At 67.5% G+C, this 15,879-nt stretch carries 18 protein-coding genes and 2 pseudogenes; 10 read left to right on the top strand and 10 right to left on the bottom strand.

What is annotated here, in order from left to right:
* Positions 1-12 precede the first annotated feature (12 nt).
* The 3 genes from FM076_RS09025 (at position 13) to FM076_RS09035 (ending at position 3,431) form a co-directional block, all read left to right on the top strand.
* Entirely contained in the window at positions 13-1,593 is a 1,581-nt protein-coding gene (locus tag FM076_RS09025) for a DNA primase family protein (RefSeq protein ID WP_345944932.1), read from the top strand.
* Positions 1,590-1,790, top strand: a complete 201-nt coding sequence (locus FM076_RS09030) for a helix-turn-helix transcriptional regulator (protein WP_173869398.1) — start codon at positions 1,590-1,592, stop codon at positions 1,788-1,790. The genes FM076_RS09025 and FM076_RS09030 overlap by 4 nt, the downstream gene beginning before the upstream one ends.
* A 375-nt stretch (positions 1,791-2,165) precedes the next feature.
* Positions 2,166-3,431 (top strand): tyrosine-type recombinase/integrase, encoded by a 1,266-nt coding sequence (locus FM076_RS09035; RefSeq protein WP_173869399.1) that lies wholly within the window; start codon positions 2,166-2,168, stop codon positions 3,429-3,431.
* 75 nt (positions 3,432-3,506) lie between these two features.
* Here FM076_RS09035 and glnA read toward each other — a convergent pair whose 3' ends face one another.
* The gene (gene glnA / locus FM076_RS09040) at positions 3,507-4,868 is read right to left on the bottom strand and encodes a type I glutamate--ammonia ligase (protein WP_173869400.1); all 1,362 of its coding nucleotides are present in this window, start codon (positions 4,866-4,868) and stop codon (positions 3,507-3,509) included.
* Positions 4,869-5,196: 328 nt separating this feature from the next.
* On the opposite strand from glnA, the gene FM076_RS09045 reads away from it, so the two are divergent.
* Positions 5,197-6,390 (top strand): LLM class flavin-dependent oxidoreductase, encoded by a 1,194-nt coding sequence (locus FM076_RS09045; protein ID WP_243274388.1) that lies wholly within the window; start codon positions 5,197-5,199, stop codon positions 6,388-6,390.
* Positions 6,387-7,034, top strand: a complete 648-nt coding sequence (locus FM076_RS09050; protein ID WP_173869401.1) for an FMN reductase — start codon at positions 6,387-6,389, stop codon at positions 7,032-7,034. The genes FM076_RS09045 and FM076_RS09050 overlap by 4 nt, the downstream gene beginning before the upstream one ends.
* 7 nt (positions 7,035-7,041) lie before the next feature.
* Here the strand turns inward: FM076_RS09050 and FM076_RS33565 are convergent, their stop codons facing one another.
* Positions 7,042-7,239 carry a DUF397 domain-containing protein gene (locus FM076_RS33565; protein WP_243274389.1) on the bottom strand — a complete coding sequence of 66 codons (198 nt, stop codon included), beginning with the start codon at positions 7,237-7,239 and terminating at the stop codon, positions 7,042-7,044.
* A 28-nt stretch (positions 7,240-7,267) separates the two neighbouring features.
* Positions 7,268-8,056 (bottom strand): annotated as a pseudogene (locus FM076_RS09060) (helix-turn-helix domain-containing protein); the annotation flags it as partial.
* Between the two features lie 138 nt (positions 8,057-8,194).
* Here FM076_RS09060 and FM076_RS09065 point away from each other — a divergent pair.
* Together FM076_RS09065 and FM076_RS09070 are read left to right on the top strand one after the other, a co-directional pair.
* A complete protein-coding gene (locus FM076_RS09065; RefSeq protein WP_173869403.1) occupies positions 8,195-8,356 on the top strand; it encodes a hypothetical protein in 162 nt (53 codons plus the stop codon).
* Between the two features lie 5 nt (positions 8,357-8,361).
* Positions 8,362-8,550 (top strand): hypothetical protein, encoded by a 189-nt coding sequence (locus tag FM076_RS09070; RefSeq protein WP_173874615.1) that lies wholly within the window; start codon positions 8,362-8,364, stop codon positions 8,548-8,550.
* A gap of 647 nt (positions 8,551-9,197) precedes the next feature.
* On the opposite strand, the gene FM076_RS09075 is transcribed toward FM076_RS09070, so the two are convergent.
* The 4 genes from FM076_RS09075 to FM076_RS09090 form a co-directional block, all read right to left on the bottom strand.
* Positions 9,198-9,938 (bottom strand): ATP-binding cassette domain-containing protein, encoded by a 741-nt coding sequence (locus tag FM076_RS09075; RefSeq protein WP_173869404.1) that lies wholly within the window; start codon positions 9,936-9,938, stop codon positions 9,198-9,200.
* Between the two features lie 55 nt (positions 9,939-9,993).
* Entirely contained in the window at positions 9,994-10,173 is a 180-nt protein-coding gene (locus FM076_RS33135) for a hypothetical protein (RefSeq protein ID WP_207730265.1), read from the bottom strand.
* A 407-nt stretch (positions 10,174-10,580) separates the two neighbouring features.
* The gene (locus FM076_RS09085) at positions 10,581-11,909 is read right to left on the bottom strand and encodes a hypothetical protein (protein ID WP_173869406.1); all 1,329 of its coding nucleotides are present in this window, start codon (positions 11,907-11,909) and stop codon (positions 10,581-10,583) included.
* A gap of 80 nt (positions 11,910-11,989) precedes the next feature.
* Entirely contained in the window at positions 11,990-12,466 is a 477-nt protein-coding gene (locus FM076_RS09090; protein ID WP_173869407.1) for a hypothetical protein, read from the bottom strand.
* A gap of 245 nt (positions 12,467-12,711) precedes the next feature.
* Here FM076_RS09090 and FM076_RS09095 point away from each other — a divergent pair, with 245 nt between their 5' ends.
* Complete coding sequence (locus tag FM076_RS09095) at positions 12,712-12,960, top strand: hypothetical protein (protein ID WP_207730266.1); 249 nt, start codon at positions 12,712-12,714, stop codon at positions 12,958-12,960.
* Here the strand turns inward: FM076_RS09095 and FM076_RS34925 are convergent.
* Positions 12,932-13,054 (bottom strand): annotated as a pseudogene (locus tag FM076_RS34925) (DUF397 domain-containing protein); the annotation flags it as partial. The gene FM076_RS09095 and the pseudogene FM076_RS34925 overlap by 29 nt on opposite strands.
* The gene (locus FM076_RS09100; RefSeq protein WP_428814761.1) at positions 13,011-13,961 is read right to left on the bottom strand and encodes a helix-turn-helix domain-containing protein; all 951 of its coding nucleotides are present in this window, start codon (positions 13,959-13,961) and stop codon (positions 13,011-13,013) included. The gene FM076_RS09100 and the pseudogene FM076_RS34925, both read right to left, overlap by 44 nt.
* 132 nt (positions 13,962-14,093) lie before the next feature.
* Here FM076_RS09100 and FM076_RS09105 point away from each other — a divergent pair, with 132 nt between their 5' ends.
* Both FM076_RS09105 and FM076_RS09110 read left to right on the top strand, forming a co-directional pair.
* A complete protein-coding gene (locus tag FM076_RS09105; protein ID WP_173869410.1) occupies positions 14,094-14,255 on the top strand; it encodes a hypothetical protein in 162 nt (53 codons plus the stop codon).
* Between the two features lie 5 nt (positions 14,256-14,260).
* Entirely contained in the window at positions 14,261-14,449 is a 189-nt protein-coding gene (locus FM076_RS09110; RefSeq protein ID WP_173874615.1) for a hypothetical protein, read from the top strand.
* A gap of 163 nt (positions 14,450-14,612) precedes the next feature.
* Here FM076_RS09110 and FM076_RS09115 read toward each other — a convergent pair whose 3' ends face one another.
* Positions 14,613-15,827: a S8 family peptidase gene (locus tag FM076_RS09115; protein ID WP_173869411.1), complete on the bottom strand. Its 1,215-nt coding sequence runs from the start codon at positions 15,825-15,827 to the stop codon at positions 14,613-14,615.
* Positions 15,828-15,879: the final 52 nt, after the last annotated feature.

Here is a 15,879-nt window from a genome sequence, read left to right on the forward strand (position 1 = left end):
ACGGACCGCCCCGTGAACACCGACCCCCGCCCCGTGAACACCGACCCGCGCCCGGTGAACGCCGACCAGTCGGCCCGACACACCGACTGGTCAGGGACCGACCGTGCGGGCGAGTCGAGCCGGAGTCAGGGGGACCAGTCGGCCGACGGTACCCCCGACCAGTCGGGCAGCGACGAACCGGTACCGGCGCCGACCAACCCCATGGCAGTCGCCCGGCACCTGTCCCCGCACTGGCGCTACTTCGGGCTGCCGACCCTGAGGCACTGGCGCGGCACGTGGATGTGCTGGGACTACTCGCACTGGCGCGAGCTGGGCGACCAGGAGCTGAGGGCCTGGCTCTACAAGCACCTGGAACACGCCACCTACGAGAGCGTCAACAAGAAGGGGGAGCCGGAGGTGCGGGAGTGGGCGCCCACCTCGCGGAAGGTGGCCGACCTGATGCACGCCCTGGCGGCTGTCTGCCACCTGCCCCCGGCTCTGGACCCGCCGGCTTGGGTACCCGGAGAGCCGGACACCTTCGGGCGCGGCACCCGCAGCATGGGCCACGCGGGGCCGGTGGTCGCCTGCTCCAATGGTCTGCTGTCGGTGGCCGACAGGACGCTGAGGGACCACACCCCCGCCTTGTTCAACCTCGTGTCGGTCCCCTTCGACTACGACCCGCACGCCACCGCACCGACCTGGCACAGCTTCCTGCAACGGCTGTGGCCCGACGAACCGGACGCCATCGACGCGTTGCAGGAGTGGTTCGGCTACGTGCTCTCCGGCCGCACCGACCAGCAGAAGATCCTGCTGATCGTGGGGCCCACCAGGTCGGGCAAAGGCACCATCGCCCGGGTGCTGGCCTCCCTGGTCGGAGCGGGCAACCTCGCGGGCCCGACGCTGGCGAGCCTGGGCACGAACTTCGGCCTGTCCCCGTTGCTGGGCAAATCCCTGGCGGTCATCTCCGATGCGCGCCTGTCCGGCCGGGACGGGCATCAGGTGGTCGAACGCCTGCTGACCATCAGCGGGGAGGACACCATCGACATCGACCGCAAGTTTCGCGACCCGTGGACGGGCAAGCTGCCGACCCGGTTGATGATCCTGTCCAACGAGCTGCCCAACTTCGGTGACAGCAGCGGCGTCATCGCGCGCCGGTTCGTCGTCCTGAGCATGACCGCCTCCTGGCTCGGGCGGGAGGACACCACCCTCACCGACAAGCTCACCGCTGAGATGCCCGGCATTCTCAACTGGGCTCTGGACGGCCTGTCACGGCTGGAGAGCACGGGGAGGCTGACCGAACCGGCTTCCTCCCGCGAGGCGGTCACCACCATGCAGGACACCGCCTCACCGGTCTCCGCGTTCGTCCGCGAACGCTGCCGCGTCGGAGCCTCCTTCGCAGTGCCCGTGGACCGACTGTGGGCGGTCTGGAAGGAGTGGGCCGACGACAGCGGCATCCCGCCCGGCACCAAACAGATGCTGGGCAGGAACCTGCTCTCGGTCGTCCCGCAGCTGCGCCGTAGCAAGCCGCGCGGCCCCGACGGCAAGCAGACCCCCACCTACCTCGGCATCGCACCCGACAGCGGCACGCAGCAGCAGGAGAGGGGCGCCGCATGAGCACCAGCCTCCCGGACCGCTACCTCACCCCCCAGGACGTAGCCGACCTGCTGAGTGTGCCGCTGGAGACCGTCTACCGCTGGCGCAAGCACCGCACCGGCCCGCCCGGCTTCCGCGTCGGCAAGCACGTGCGCTACGACCCCGCAGCCGTCCAAGCGTGGGTCACCGAACAGACAGCACTCGACGAAGCCGCGTAACGAAACCCGCAACGAAAAGGCCCGGAAAGTCGCCTCCCCGATCCCGGGGAGGCGGCGGGGATGCGGGGAGTTCTCCCCAACCGCCTCCCCACCCCCACCTCCCCCGGCTGACCAGCACATACAGCCGCTCGGGGAGGCGGGGAGGTGCACCGGCGGCCCCTTGAGAACGCCCTCAGAGCGCTTCCCGGGCCCTTCCCTCAACCTCCCCGAGCGGCACGCCGGCGACTGCCGCCGACAACGCCTCTCCCAGCACCTCAGCGCGCCAAACGCTCAGGCCCGTACAAGCCGCGGGCCTGGCCCAGCACACCCCGAATCCGGCCGGTCGAGCCCAATTGGGCCCGCCGCGCCCTGCTACCGAGAAGGGAGTCAGCCCCCATGGCTGGCCACATCCAAGACCGCTGGTACAAGACCGAAACCGACGATGACGGCAAGCCTCGACGCGTGAGGACCGACCGCCACGGCACCGGCATGCGCTACCGCGCCCGCTACGTCGGCCCGGACGGCACCGAGAAGTCCAAGAGCTTCCCCGACGGGCAGAAGCGCCGGGCAGAGAAGTGGCTGTCCAAGACCGAGGCCGACATGGACAGCGGCCAGTACGTGGACCCGAAGGCGGCACGCACCACCTTCCGGCAGTACGCGGAGAACTGGCTGGCGACGCAGACAACGGACGCGACGACGCGCGAGCCGGTGAGCGCGCAGGTACGGCTGCACGCGATCCCTTACCTGGGTACGCGCCCTCTGGGTTCGTTCCAGCCGGAGCACATCCGGGACTGGCTGAGCAAGCTGGAGAAGGCAGTGCCCGCTTCGTCGTACCGGCGCGTGATCTTCTCTACCGTCTCCAGTCTCTTCACTGCCGCGGTCGATGACGGTCACCTAGCAAAGAACCCTTGCCGCGCCCGCTCCGTCCGTGCGCCCGCCCGGGGTGACGGCCGAGTCGTGCCGTGGTCGTCGGAGCGCACGTTCGCCGTACGGTCCGCGCTTCCGGCGCAGTACCGAGCCATGGTGGACCTGGGCGCTGGGTGCGGCTTGCGGCAGGGCGAAATCTTCGGGTTGGCCGTCGACGCCATCGACTTCGAGACGGGATGGTTGCACGTCGTCCTACAGGTCAAGGTGTCCGAGGGCAAGCTGGTCTTCGGACCGCCCAAGCGGGGCAAGCTGCGTGACGTGCCTCTGCCACCTCGGGTCGCTCAGATCCTCCGGGAGCACACCGAGCAGCACCCGCCCACCGCCGTCGCCCTGCCATGGCTTCGGCCGGACGGTCGGCCGGTGACGAAGCGCCTGCTGTTCACCCGTCTCGACGGCGGCGGCGCTGTACGCCGGAACGACTTCAACACGCGAGTGTGGAAGCCCGCACTGGCGGCGGTCGGTGTCATCCCGGCACCTGTCGCCGGCAAGTACGAGCCGGTACGCGAGCACGGCATGCACGCCCTACGGCACTTCTACGCGTCGGTCCTCCTCGACGCCGGGGAAAGCATCCGGGCCCTGAGTGCGTACCTCGGGCACAAGGACCCGGGCTTCACTCTGCGGACGTACACGCACCTGATGCCCAGCAGTGAGGGGCGAACCCGGAAGGCCGTGGATCGGCTCTACGAACGCGTGGATTCCGAGTCGGACGGCCCACAGACGGCCCACGGGGGTTAAGGCCAGCCGCACGGGCGACGGTCGGCGAGCCGTCGCCCGTGCGTCACAACCGCGCATTCTGGCTCTGACCTGCGATTACAGCACCGGCAGGCTCTTGCGCAGCTCGAAGGCGGTCACCTCGCTGCGGTACTCCTCCCACTCCTGCTTCTTGTTGCGCAGGAAGAAGTCGAAGACGTGCTCCCCCAGCGTCTGGGCGACCAGCTCGCTGCGCTCCATGAGGCTGATGGCCTCGCCCAGGTTCTGCGGCAGGGGTTCGATGCCCATCGCGCGCCGCTCCGCGTCGGAGAGCGCCCACACGTCGTCGTCGGCGCCGGCCGGCAGCTCGTACCCCTCCTCGATGCCCTTGAGGCCCGCGGCCAGCAGCACCGCGTACGCGAGGTAGGGGTTGGCGCCGGAGTCAAGGGAGCGCATCTCGACGCGGGTGGAGCCGGTCTTCCCCGGCTTGTACATGGGCACCCGGACGAGCGCCGAGCGGTTGTTGTGGCCCCAGCAGATGTAGGACGGGGACTCGCCGCCCTCCCCCGCGGTGCGGTTGGCGCCGCCCCAGATGCGCTTGTAGGAGTTGACCCACTGGTTGGTGACGGCGGAGATCTCACCGGCGTGGTTGAGCAGACCGGCGATGAAGCTGCGGCCGACCTTGGAGAGCTGGTACTCGGCGCCGGACTCGTAGAAGGCGTTGCGGTCGCCCTCGAAGAGGGAGAGGTGGGTGTGCATGCCCGAGCCGGGGTACTCCGAGAACGGCTTGGGCATGAAGGTGGCCTGCACGCCCTGTTCCAGGGCGACCTGCTTCATGACCAGGCGGAACGTCATGATGTTGTCGGCCGTGGACAGCGCGTCGGCGTACCGCAGGTCGATCTCCTGCTGGCCGGGGGCGCCCTCGTGGTGGGAGAACTCCACGGAGATGCCCATGGACTCCAGCATGGTGATGGCCTGGCGGCGGAAGTCCATGCCGACGTTCTGCGGGGTGTGGTCGAAGTAGCCGGAGGAGTCCGCGGGGACGGGGCGGGTGCCGTCCACCGGCTTCTCCTTGAGCAGGAAGAACTCGATCTCCGGATGGGTGTAGAAGGTGAACCCGAGGTCGGAGGCCTTGGCCAGCGCACGCTTGAGGACGTAACGCGGGTCGGCGTACGAGGGCGATCCGTCCGGCATGAGGATGTCGCAGAACATCCGCGCGGTGCCGGGTGCCTCGGCCCGCCACGGCAGTATCTGGAAGGTGCCGGGGTCGGGCTTGGCGATCATGTCGGACTCGTAGACGCGGGCGAATCCCTCGATGGCCGAGCCGTCGAAACCCATCCCCTCATCGAACGCCTGTTCAAGCTCGGCGGGGGCCACCGCCACCGACTTCAGGAAGCCGAGGACATCGGTGAACCAGAGCCTGACGAAGCGGATGTCCCGCTCCTCCAGAGTGCGGAGGACGAATTCCTGCTGCTTGTCCATGGGCCTATCCTTGCAGGTCAGAGGGGTTCGCTCGGGTCCCCTGGCGCAACGGGGCCATTTCAGCATCCCACCGCGGCGTTGCGCGGGGATTGCGCGCCCTGATCCGATCGTGACACAGCGCACCCGCGACCCGCCCGGCCCGCCCGGCGATCACCGACGCGGGAATTTCCGGACGGCGGGATCGGTTCCTCCCTTAGTTGAATCCTCAACCATTTCGTACGATCGAGCACACCGACCGAGCCGATCGACCGAGCCGATCGAGAGCATCGATCGGAAGCACCGCTCGAAAAGCACCGACCGAGCGCACCGACCAAGGACGGCGAGCACCATGACGGCCACGGCCACCACCCCTCTCCAGTTCGGGATCTTCACCGTCGGCGACGTGACACCCGACCCCACCACAGGGCGGACGCCGACCGAGCACGAGCGGATCAAGGCGATGCTGGCCATCGCCCTGAAGGCGGAGGAGGTCGGACTCGACGTCTTCGCCACCGGCGAGCACCACAACCCGCCGTTCGTCCCGTCGTCCCCGACGACCATGCTCGGCTGGATCGCCGCCAGGACCGAGCGGCTGACCCTGTCCACCTCCACCACGCTGATCACCACCAACGACCCGGTGAAGATCGCCGAGGACTTCGCGATGCTCCAGCACCTCGCCGACGGCCGCGTCGACGTGATGATGGGCCGCGGCAACACAGGACCCGTCTACCCCTGGTTCGGGCAGGACATCCGGCAGGGCATCCCGCTCGCGATCGAGAACTACGCGCTGCTGCGCCGGCTGTGGACCGAGGACGTCGTGGACTGGCAGGGCCGCTTCCGCACCCCCCTCCAGGGTTTCACCTCCACCCCGCGCCCGCTCGACGGCGTACCCCCCTTCGTCTGGCACGGTTCCATCCGCAGCCCGGAGATCGCCGAGCAGGCCGCCTACTACGGTGACGGCTTCTTCGCGAACAACATCTTCTGGCCCAAGGACCACTTCAAGCGGCTGATCAACCTCTACCGCGACCGCTTCGAGCACTACGGGCACGGAACGCGGCAGCAGGCGCTGGTCGGCCTGGGCGGACAGGTGTTCATGCGGCGCAACTCGCAGGACGCGGTACGCGAATTCCGCCCGTACTTCGACAACGCGCCCGTCTACGGGCACGGGCCGAGCCTGGAGGAGTTCACCGACCAGACGCCGCTGACCGTCGGCAGCCCCCAGGAGGTCATCGAGAAGACGCTGACCTTCCGCGAGTCCTTCGGCGACTACCAGCGCCAGCTGTTCTTGATGGACCACGCGGGACTGCCGCTCAAGACCGTGCTGGAGCAGCTGGACATGCTGGGTGAGGAGGTCGTGCCGGTCCTGCGGAAGGAGATGGCCGCCGGGCGGCCGGCCGGGACCGCGGACGCACCCACGCACGCGGCCCGTGTCGCGGCGGCGGGTGCCGCTGGCGCGGCGGGTGCCGCTGGTTCGACTGGGGTAGCTGGTTCGACTGGTGCCGCTGGGGCCACTGGCGCGGAGAATGAGGAGGTTTCCGTATGACGACCCGGAAGCGTGTGGGGCTGGCCGTCGTCTCGGCCGGGCTGGGGCAGCCCTCGTCCACCCGGCTGCTGGCCGACCGGCTGGCCGAGGCGACACGAGTGGCCCTGGCGGACCAGGACACCGACGCCGAGGTGACGACGCTCGAACTGCGGGACGTGGCCACCGGGATCGCCCACAACTTCACCACCGGCTTCGCGGGCGGGGCGCTGCGGGACGGGATCGAGCGCGTGACGGAGGCGGACGGGCTGATCGCCGTCACGCCCGTCTTCTCCGCGTCCTACAGCGGGCTGTTCAAGTCGTTCTTCGACGTGATCGAGCCCGACGCCCTCGCGGGCAAGCCGGTACTGCTGGGCGCCACCGGTGGCACACCCCGCCACTCCCTGGTACTGGAACACGCCATGCGGCCGCTCTTCGCCTACCTGCGGACGGTGACGGTGCCCACGGCGGTGTACGCGGCGACGGACGACTGGGCCGCCCCCGACGACGGGGTGGCCCCGTCCCTCCCCCGCCGCATCGCCCGCGCGGGCGGCGAACTCGCGGAACTGCTCGCTCCCCGGGCCACCGAGGAGGCGGCCTCCCGGCCGGAAGAGCCCGAAGTGATCCCCTTCGAACAGCAGTTGGCCGCCCTGCGGGTCGAGGAATGAGGCCGGGCTAGCGCCCGGAACACTTCACCTCCTCGATGAACGCCTGCCAGGCGGTGGGAGAGAACGCGAGGGGGCCCCGCCCCGTGTCCTTACTGTCCCGCACCGGGACGCCGCCGACGACGGACCGGAGACCCGGGGCCCACTCGACGCAGTTGCCCCCTTGCTGGTCGCTGTAGCTGCTCTTGACCCACTGCGTTTCGCTCATGCTTGTCCCTTACGGCGCGGATGAAGGCCACTGATTCACGCGGACTCAACGAACTTGCCCGGATGTGATCGTAGAGGTGGGCAGCGTTGGCGACAGTCTCTGGACCGTCATACGGCCGCCCACCCTGGGGCCCTTCGACGAAGACACATGGCTTGCTGCCGGGAATGTCCAACAAAACGTACGGAGTTCCGATCCCAGCTTCCGTCGCGGCGTACGGCATCACCTGAACCGTGAGGGACTGGTGCCGCCGCAGCTGCTCCAACAGGTGCTTCATCTGATCTGCCATTACTCGCGGTGAGCCGACTTCGGCCCGCAAGGAGGCCTCGCACAGGACGACCCAGACGCGAGGAGGATCGGGCCTCTCCAGAACCTCCCGGCGCCGGAGGCGACTGGCCACCTTCGCGTCGAGGTCTCTCTCGGAGACACTGGGCCGCCCGCCACTGAGCGATGCACGCGCATACGCTTCGGTCTGCAACAGCCCCATGATGAAGATGGTTGAGAAGTCCCGGATGGAGACCGCTGTCCGCTCCGCGTCGATGTACGGGGCGAACCACTCGGGATACTCCCCGTCGACCAGACGCCTGCGCTGCCGCGCGAACAGATCTCCGGTGCCGAAGGTTCGGTCACACGCCTCGGCGAACTTCACAGAAGGCATGAGTTCGCCGGACTCGACACGGCTCACATAGCTCTGGGTATAGCCAGTGGCCGCTGCGAAAGCGGTCTGGGAGATCCGGCGCGCTTCTCTCACTCGTCGGACGTCTTCACCGAGACTCGGCGGGATACTCATACCCTTCGGCCGCTTACGTTGCTCACCCATTCTGACCTGCCTCAACTTCCGCCCGCAGCAATCAAGCCCTGCACTGCGCCATGAGAAATCACGCTCATACCGAGCCGTCGAAGACTCGCACGTGTTGTTCTCATCACAAGGCGTCACCAAGAGAACCAGGTGAGGACGATGGAGCAACCCAAAACCGCACAATCACAAGAAGAAGGCCCGTGCGAGAAGTGTGCGTGGTATCGGTCGCAGATCAAGGACGCGGCCAACGACCCGGTACCCCGGGCCGACTTCGAGGCGCTCTTCGGCGCGCACCTGCGCCACGAGCACACGCTGCGGTGAGCGGGATGTGGGCGGTGGGCGAGGTCGTCCAGGACCGGAGGACCGGGAAGACAGGCGAGGTCATCCAGGTCACGGGACCCGCACCCTTCATCTACCGCGTCAAGCTCTACGAGGGCGAACCGCCCATCGTCATCTACCGCTACGGCGACCAACTGCGACACGTACCCACTGCCACACCAGCCCGGACCGAATGACCCCCCACCCACCACGACTTCCGCAAACCGACCAGCCGGTATGCCCCACAAAGTGGGCCGGAGCCCTCAGAGAGAGGAGACCAGCGGAGTGACGCGCTCGAGCAGCCCAGCCCCCAGCACCACGACCAGGACACTCCTGCCTTTGTCTCCAGGCGTCCCAGCCGAGTCGGCGGAGGGACGCTGCGCCCCCTCCCCTACCGGTTCACCAGCGCAGGCGGCAAACTCACGGGGCTGCCCGGAGCCACAAAGGGAACCGCTTCCCGGCCGGGTAGAACCCGAAGTGGCCTTTCCCACACAGCAGTCGGCCGTCCGGCGGGCGGAAAAGCAACGGCCTCGGAAGCGATGGAGAAAGGCTCAACTCCACCCTCGGCTACGTACCGCTCGCCGAGTACGAACGCGAGTGGTGGCGACAACAGAAAGCCGAAAGCCATCCCCCAGTCCGCCTGAACCAAAATCACCGGACCCCCACAAGACCAGGGCAGCTCAACCCGCCCTCGTTCGCTGCTGCCGCCAGCGGGGCACACGGCTCGGCGCGATCGGGGTGCAGGCGTCCGCGAAACAGCCACCGTCCAGGCCGCAGCGCCCGGCGAAGTAGGCACGCTTGCCCAGTCCGGACGGTCCTTTCTGCGGTCGCCGGGTGGCCAGGGCTACAGACGTGCGCCCGTGTCGCTCAGCACGGAGTAGGCAGCCTCGGCAGCGCGGCCGGGTGCGGTGCCAGCAGGGGCATGGGCGAGGAATGCCCGTGTGTCGCCGGTGAAGATAATGCGTCCCGCATCCAGAACGGTGACCTGGTCGCATTCCTCTGCCAGATCGGCGACGTCATGTGTGGAGAGAAGTACTTGCACTTCGTCGGCGAGAGTGGCCAGGATGTCGCGGAAGATCCGACGCTGCTTCGGGTCCATGCCAGCTGTGGGTTCGTCCAGCAGGAGTACGCGGGCGTTGTGGACGAGTGCGGAGGCGACTCCGACCCGGCGCAGTTGGCCCCCCGACAATCTTTTGGTCTTGATGTCGGCCTGTGCGCGCAGGTCCACGCGCGAGAGCGCTTGTGCCGCTGATTCCCAGGCGTCTCGCTTGTTCATCCCTTTCAACCAGCCGGTGTATGCGACTTGTTCTCGGGCGGTGAGTCCGCTCATCGAGGTGATCTGCTGTGGCATCCAGGCAACTGCGGCTCGGTAGACCTTCTTGTGCGAGGGGATGCCCTGGTAGGTGACGGTGCCGGAACGGGGGTACGTCACTGCGGCTGCGAGGCGCAGGAGGGTGGATTTTCCTGCTCCGTTAGGCCCGAGAAGGATGGTCAGTCCGGGAGCCAGGGAGTAGTTGAGACGGCTCAGGACCGGAGGTGACCAGGGGCGGTACGAGTATGTGCAAGAGGACAAGGCAAGGGTCACGTCTTCTCTTCCGTTCTGGCAGCGGTCCAAGGGGCTGTTCGTCGGTCCGTCATGCTCAGGAGATGGCCCGTGGGCGCAGCGTCATCTGGCCGACGAGGCCGAGGGCCAGGCTCACAGCTGCTGCCGTGAGCGCGATGGGGTCGTCGTTGGCTCGCGGCAGGACGCTCCAGAAGTAAGGGTGCCCGTGATCGAAACCGAAGAGCATAACGGCGAGCAGCCACGCGACAGGCGTCATGACGGCAGGGGAGCCGATGAGGGGACGCGTACAGAGTGTCAGTCCCACGAGGAAGGCCGTGTTGCGGCCCACCGCGAGTGCGCTGGAGGAAGCGAAGGAGAGTCCGATCACTGTCCCTGCCAATGCCGCGGCAGCGATGACTGTCAGCACAAGCCCGGCATCCATGAGGCGTACCGGGCGTGTCCCAGTGTCTTCAGCAGCTGGTAGGCGAGATTCCAAAGACACCATCAGGGCGGCGTACAGGGGTACGGGAGCCATCAAGATCGCCACGACTGGGTTGTCACCGCCAGTAAGGAAGGAAGGCAGGTCGGCAACCACATCCTGGAGAAGGAGCACCAGCGCTACGAAAACCGCGTAGGAGGTCAGTAACGTAGTGTGGATCCTCCGTGCTTTGAGCCACCATCGCATCAAGAGGCCCCTTCTGTGTCGGGCGGTGCGACACACGCACGCTTCAGCTCGTGCCGGTACCAGGCGGCCTGCCGCTCGGCAGGCATCGCGCGGACTCTTTCCACGCGCTTTTGAACCACCCGCAGAAGCTCGTCGCCGTTGGCGATCTGGTTGATCTCCGCGCGCTGCTGTTTCATGTAGTGCCGGGAGACTCCCGCGATCTGCGCTGCCCACAGCTTGACGCTGCGGCTTGCTACTTCTTCCTTGGGCTCAGGGCATGGGTAGCGGACAGCCTGGCTCAGGGTTTCGTAGCGTGTGGTGCCGTGCCGCTGGCTGGAAGTCAACGGCAGCAACCACGTTCTTGTTGTGGACGAGCGGGACTGGTTCCCGTTGATGATGCTGTCCTGGACAGTCGTGGGCATGCGCACCACAGCGCCGGCCCTGGCAAGGTCGGCCACCACCGCGACCACGTCTGCCCGCGCCCGGCCGGGGTCGGCACTACCAGCCGCGGGGACACATACCTCGGGTTTGTCTCCTTGACAGGTCATCTGCGCGTGTCCGACAGACACCGGTGTGGACGCGCCCCAGCTGCTCACCTGGGCGTAGGCTGCTGTCGGGCCAGCGACGGCCATCACAGCAGCTACGGCAGGCAGAGCCAGCCTCGTACGGTAGCTACGAGGCCTGGTCAACAAGACAGCGGCTCCGGCAGCGATACCACCTGCAAAGATCATGTGCGGGGCCAGCGCCTTGAGAGGCAAAGTAGTCCCGAAGGCGAGCACACCGTGGTATTCCCCCAGCACATGCCGAGGCCAGAATGTCTCTCCGGACGAGGCAGAGGCTGCGACGGCGTAGAAGACCGCCATTGCCAAGGCAGGAGCAGCGATCAGTCTGGGCACGGCCCTTCCGAGGGCGAACCCGATGACGCAGTGAGCAATCGTCACGAACATGCTCATTCCCAACAAGGGGAGGCAGGCAAGGGTGGGGCTCACCCCCTCACTGATCAGTCCACCGACAACAGGGATCAGCAGCATCAGCCAGGAAAGGAGCAGTACCGGGAACAGAGCTTGCGCGGCGACGTGGTAGGGGCTGCGGGCCGGGGCTGCTGCCCAGACCCCGCCGGCTGTGAGTCTGCCGCTCTCCCACGCGGCGAGCGCGGCGGCTGCCGCATAGGCAAGCGCTGAAGCGGGATTCAGCGCGAAGGAGACGACCTCGGGCGCGTAGTCAATCTCCCCCCTGGAGTTAGGGTAATCGTCGGTGAAGGTGACGTAGAAATAGAACAGCGTGAGCCCGAGTGCTACAGGCGATGCCCACAACGCACTGCTGATACGGAGCTGCTTGGGCAGATTCATCGGACTGGTAAGGGTCCTTCGCGGTGCAGAAGGAGGAGCGCTGACCGCGCCCCTCCTTCTATCCGGGCGGTTGTCCAGGCTCAGCTGTCAGCTTTGGAGGTGTCCACGGTGACCTTGCTGACGCTCAGTGCCAACCCCGAGCTGGAACCGTTGATCAGCTTGATCTGGAAGAAGTGATTGCCAGAGCTGAGGTTGTGCCACTCGCCGTTGCTCTTGCCGGAACTTCCCTCGAAGCACTGTGTGTACTTCTTAGTGCCCCAGCTGACGTCGGGCTGCGCCGTACGGTCCCACCGCAGATCCACGTGGGTGCTCGTGCCAGTGGCCCCCGACACGCGACACTTGGTGAACCACACCTGGGAGTAGTCCTCGTCGTGCCAGCGTCTCGACTGAAAGCCAGTCAGGACGTCGTACATACTGCTGCTCCAGTTCTGGACCTGCGCCCCTTCCTCTGACGGCGGAGCAGTGACAGCGGACGCCGCAGGCGATCCCCCCAGAATCGCGGCGGCCGCGATGCCGGCGACCGCCCCGATACGCGCCTGAGTGACGTGTGCACGCATTAACGCTCCCCTTCGCTTGTGTACACGTACGGTGCGTGAACCTATGGCGAGCGAAGAGTGAAGGTCAACAGCGATCGTCATGTTTCAGACAACTCACTCGAATTGGAGGCTTATGTTCCGCCTCCTTCCTTCTTATTTGAGGCGCCGACGGGGGCTTGGGGTGGCAGTAGGTGAGGCGGGCGAGGCCGGGGACGGGCCCCGTCAGGCAGCTCCCGGCCGCGGACGGTGCGGGCGAACTGGAGGATGTGCAGGGTCGCACCCTGTTCGTCGGAGTGCTCCGGCCGGGCCGCATGCACGACCAGACCGCCGGGCGCACCGAGGGCGTCGCCGAGCAGTTCCACCGGCACCCCAAGATCAAGACCGAGGTCGAGGAGGGCTACCGGGGCCTGGCCAACGAGTTCTCCGGCCAGGACCAGCACACCCCTGAACTCAGTCACCCCAAGCTTGTAAGACCGGGCATCGGCCCTACGCGGAGTGCTTCACCTCCTCGATGAACGCCTGCCAGGCGGTGGGAGAGAACGCGAGGGGGCAACGGCTGGTGTCCTTACTGTCCCGCACCGGGACGCCGCCCTCGACGGACACGAGCCCCGGGGCCCACTCGACGCAGTTGCCCCCCTCGCCGTCGCTGTAGCTGGACCTGATCCATACGTGACTGGCGTTCATGCGTTTCCCTCACGGTGTCGATGAAGTCCAAGGAAGCATGCGGACTCAAGGAGCACGCGCGCAAGTGATCGAAGATCCGTCGCGAGTTGCGCAGTGCGGCCTTGTCATCGTACGAGCGCGCGCTCTGCGGACCTTCCACGTGCAGTCTGGGAGGCCCCTCGTCGAACGCCAGGAGCGTGAACGGAGTCGCCCTTGCAGCAGCCGACTCGGAGAACGGCAGCACTTGCAGCGTCAGCGTCCTGTACCGCGTCGCCGCCGTACACAGGAATCGGAGCTGTGCTGCCATCACCTCCGGCGTTCCGACGTTCGCCCGCAGGCATGCCTCGTGCAGGACGACCCACACCTGGGGAGGCTCCTCCCTTTCCATGATCTCGCGGCGACGCATGCGGCCTGCCACCTTGGCGTCAAGGTCCCGGGGGTCCGCACCCGACGTGACGGCCCCCAACGCCGCCCGGGCGTACTCGGGGGTCTGGAGCAGGCCGAAGACGAAGAGGGTCGAGTAGTCCTCGATGACGTCCGCTTCGCGCTCCGCCTCGATGAACGGCGCGAACCAGGAGGGATGCTCGCCCTCGGTGAGGCGGCGCAGTTGGCGGGCGAAGAGGCCGCCGGTGCTGAACACCTTGTCGCATCCCTCCGCGAAGCGCTGCGAGGGGAGGACGGAGCCCGACTCGACCTTGCTCACATAGCTCTTGCTGTACCCGGTCGCATGCGCCAGTGCCTCCTGCGACATGCCCCGTGCTTCCCGGAACCGCCGAACATCCTCTCCCAAGGCTCCGCCCAACGATCGATTCAACCTTGCATTGCCAGGTTGGCTCATCCGGCGAGCTGACATGCCCGACCACCCTCCCACGCCGGGAAATCCCGTTCTCCCAGGGTTGAACACTCCTGTTCAACCCGCACCATCGCAGGCAACTGCGTGTTGTCCTCAACACAGGCAGTGACCAACACGTACCAGGTGAGGACGATGCAGCAATCCGAAACGACTGAAGTCCGCGAAGAAGGCCCGTGCGAGAAGTGCGCGTGGTATCGGTCGCAGATCAAGGACGCGGCCAACGACCCGGTACCCCGGGCCGACTTCGAGGCGCTCTTCGGCGCGCACCTGCGCCACGAGCACACGCTGCGGTGAGCGGGATGTGGGCGGTGGGCGAGGTCGTCCAGGACCGGAGGACCGGGAAGACAGGCGAGGTCATCCAGGTCACGGGACCCGCACCCTTCATCTACCGCGTCAAGCTCTACGAGGGCGAACCGCCCATCGTCATCTACCGCTACGGCGACCAACTGCGACACGTACCCACTGCCACACCAGCCCGGACCGAATGACCCCCCACCCACCACGACTTCCGCAAACCGACCAGCCGGTATGCCCCACAAGGGACCCCGGCCCCCTACGCGCACGCGGGCGCCGGGCGTCACACACACACCCACGGCCCGGTGTGTGGGACACACCGGGCCGCGGGCGGTGGGGGGTTCACTCGGAGGGTCGTTACTCGACCACGTTCAGCAGGAGGTTCGGCGAGCCGGGGCCCGGGTTGCCGACGACGTCCTTGGAGGCGCCGTCCGTGAGGGCCTTGGAGACGGCCTCCGGGCTGGCGTCCTTGTGGCCGGAGAGGTAGACCGCCGCGGCACCCGCGACGTGCGGGGAGGCCATGGAGGTGCCGGAGATGGTGTCGGTGGCGTCGTCACCGGTGTTCCAGGCGCCGGTGATGTCCACGCCGGGGGCGTACAGGTCGACGGCCTTGCCGTAGTTGGAGAAGTCGGCCTGCGCGTCCTTGTTGTCGGTGGCGCCCACGGTGAGCGCCTCCGGCACGCGGGCGGGCGAGCTGTTGCCCGCGTCGGTGCCCTCGTTGCCGGCGGCCACCGCGAAGGTGACACCCGCCTTGATGGAGTTCTGCACCGCCTCATCGAGCGCCTCGTCGGCGCCGCCGCCGAGCGACATGTTGGCGACCGAGGGGGCCTTGGCGTTCTTGGTCACCCAGTCGATGCCCGCGACGACGCCCTCGGTGGTGCCGGAGCCCTGGTCGTCCAGGACGCGGACGGCCACGATGTCCGCCTTCTTGGCGACGCCGTGCGCCTCGCCCGCCACCGTGCTGGCGACGTGCGTGCCGTGGCCGTTGCCGTCGTTGGCGTCCTCGTCACCGTCGACCGCGTCGAAGCCGCTCTTGGCACGGCCGCCGAAGTCCTTGTGCGTGGTGCGCACGCCGGTGTCGATGATGTAGGCGGTCACGCCCTCGCCCGCGCTGTCGGGGTAGACGTACTTCTTGTCCAGGTTCAGCTCGGGGGTGTCGATGCGGTCCAGGCCCCAGGAGGGCGGGTTGGCCTGCTCACCGGTGACCGTATGCTTCTGGTTCGCGTAGACCTTGTCGACCGCCGGGTCGGCGGCCAGCTCCTTGGCCTCGCTCGCGGACATCTTCGCCGAGTAGCCGTTGAGTGCCTTGGTGAAGGTTCTGCGGACCTTGCCGCCGTGGCCGGCGATGACCGACTTGCCCTTGGCGGCGGCCGTCTTGGTGGAGACGGCCGACTTCTTCATCGTGACGATGTAGCTGCCCTTGACGGCGTGGGCCGAGCCGGCACCGACGACGGTGCCTTCCGCGCGGTCCTCCGGCGCGGCGTTCGCGGGGAGCGCCGTGACGGTACCGATGGCCGCGGCGGCCACGGCCGCCGCTATGCCGAGAGCAACCTTCTTGCGCGTCACTGCCATGGGGAGGGTTCCTCCTCGTGTGGGGGGTGGCGCCTGTGGGGTGGCGCGTTCG

Origin of the sequence: Streptomyces albus subsp. chlorinus (assembly GCF_013302895.1) — a bacterium.
Taxonomy (GTDB): Bacteria; Actinomycetota; Actinomycetes; order Streptomycetales; family Streptomycetaceae; genus Streptomyces; species Streptomyces chlorinus.

Bases quoted from the DNA above. Each gene is read 5' to 3' on its own strand.
- FM076_RS09030 (WP_173869398.1), top strand. From the start codon at position 1,590: ATGAGCACCAGCCTCCCGGACCGCTACCTCACCCCCCAGGACGTAGCC.
- FM076_RS09035 (WP_173869399.1), top strand. From the start codon at position 2,166: ATGGCTGGCCACATCCAAGACCGCTGGTACAAGACCGAAACCGACGAT.
- glnA (WP_173869400.1), bottom strand. From the start codon at position 4,868: ATGGACAAGCAGCAGGAATTCGTCCTCCGCACTCTGGAGGAGCGGGAC.
- FM076_RS09045 (WP_243274388.1), top strand. From the start codon at position 5,197: ATGACGGCCACGGCCACCACCCCTCTCCAGTTCGGGATCTTCACCGTC.
- FM076_RS09050 (WP_173869401.1), top strand. From the start codon at position 6,387: ATGACGACCCGGAAGCGTGTGGGGCTGGCCGTCGTCTCGGCCGGGCTG.
- FM076_RS33565 (WP_243274389.1), bottom strand. From the start codon at position 7,239: ATGAGCGAAACGCAGTGGGTCAAGAGCAGCTACAGCGACCAGCAAGGG.
- FM076_RS09065 (WP_173869403.1), top strand. From the start codon at position 8,195: ATGGAGCAACCCAAAACCGCACAATCACAAGAAGAAGGCCCGTGCGAG.
- FM076_RS09070 (WP_173874615.1), top strand. From the start codon at position 8,362: ATGTGGGCGGTGGGCGAGGTCGTCCAGGACCGGAGGACCGGGAAGACA.
- FM076_RS33135 (WP_207730265.1), bottom strand. From the start codon at position 10,173: ATGACGCCTGTCGCGTGGCTGCTCGCCGTTATGCTCTTCGGTTTCGAT.
- FM076_RS09085 (WP_173869406.1), bottom strand. From the start codon at position 11,909: ATGAATCTGCCCAAGCAGCTCCGTATCAGCAGTGCGTTGTGGGCATCG.
- FM076_RS09090 (WP_173869407.1), bottom strand. From the start codon at position 12,466: ATGCGTGCACACGTCACTCAGGCGCGTATCGGGGCGGTCGCCGGCATC.
- FM076_RS09100 (WP_428814761.1), bottom strand. From the start codon at position 13,961: ATGTCAGCTCGCCGGATGAGCCAACCTGGCAATGCAAGGTTGAATCGA.
- FM076_RS09105 (WP_173869410.1), top strand. From the start codon at position 14,094: ATGCAGCAATCCGAAACGACTGAAGTCCGCGAAGAAGGCCCGTGCGAG.
- FM076_RS09110 (WP_173874615.1), top strand. From the start codon at position 14,261: ATGTGGGCGGTGGGCGAGGTCGTCCAGGACCGGAGGACCGGGAAGACA.
- FM076_RS09115 (WP_173869411.1), bottom strand. From the start codon at position 15,827: ATGGCAGTGACGCGCAAGAAGGTTGCTCTCGGCATAGCGGCGGCCGTG.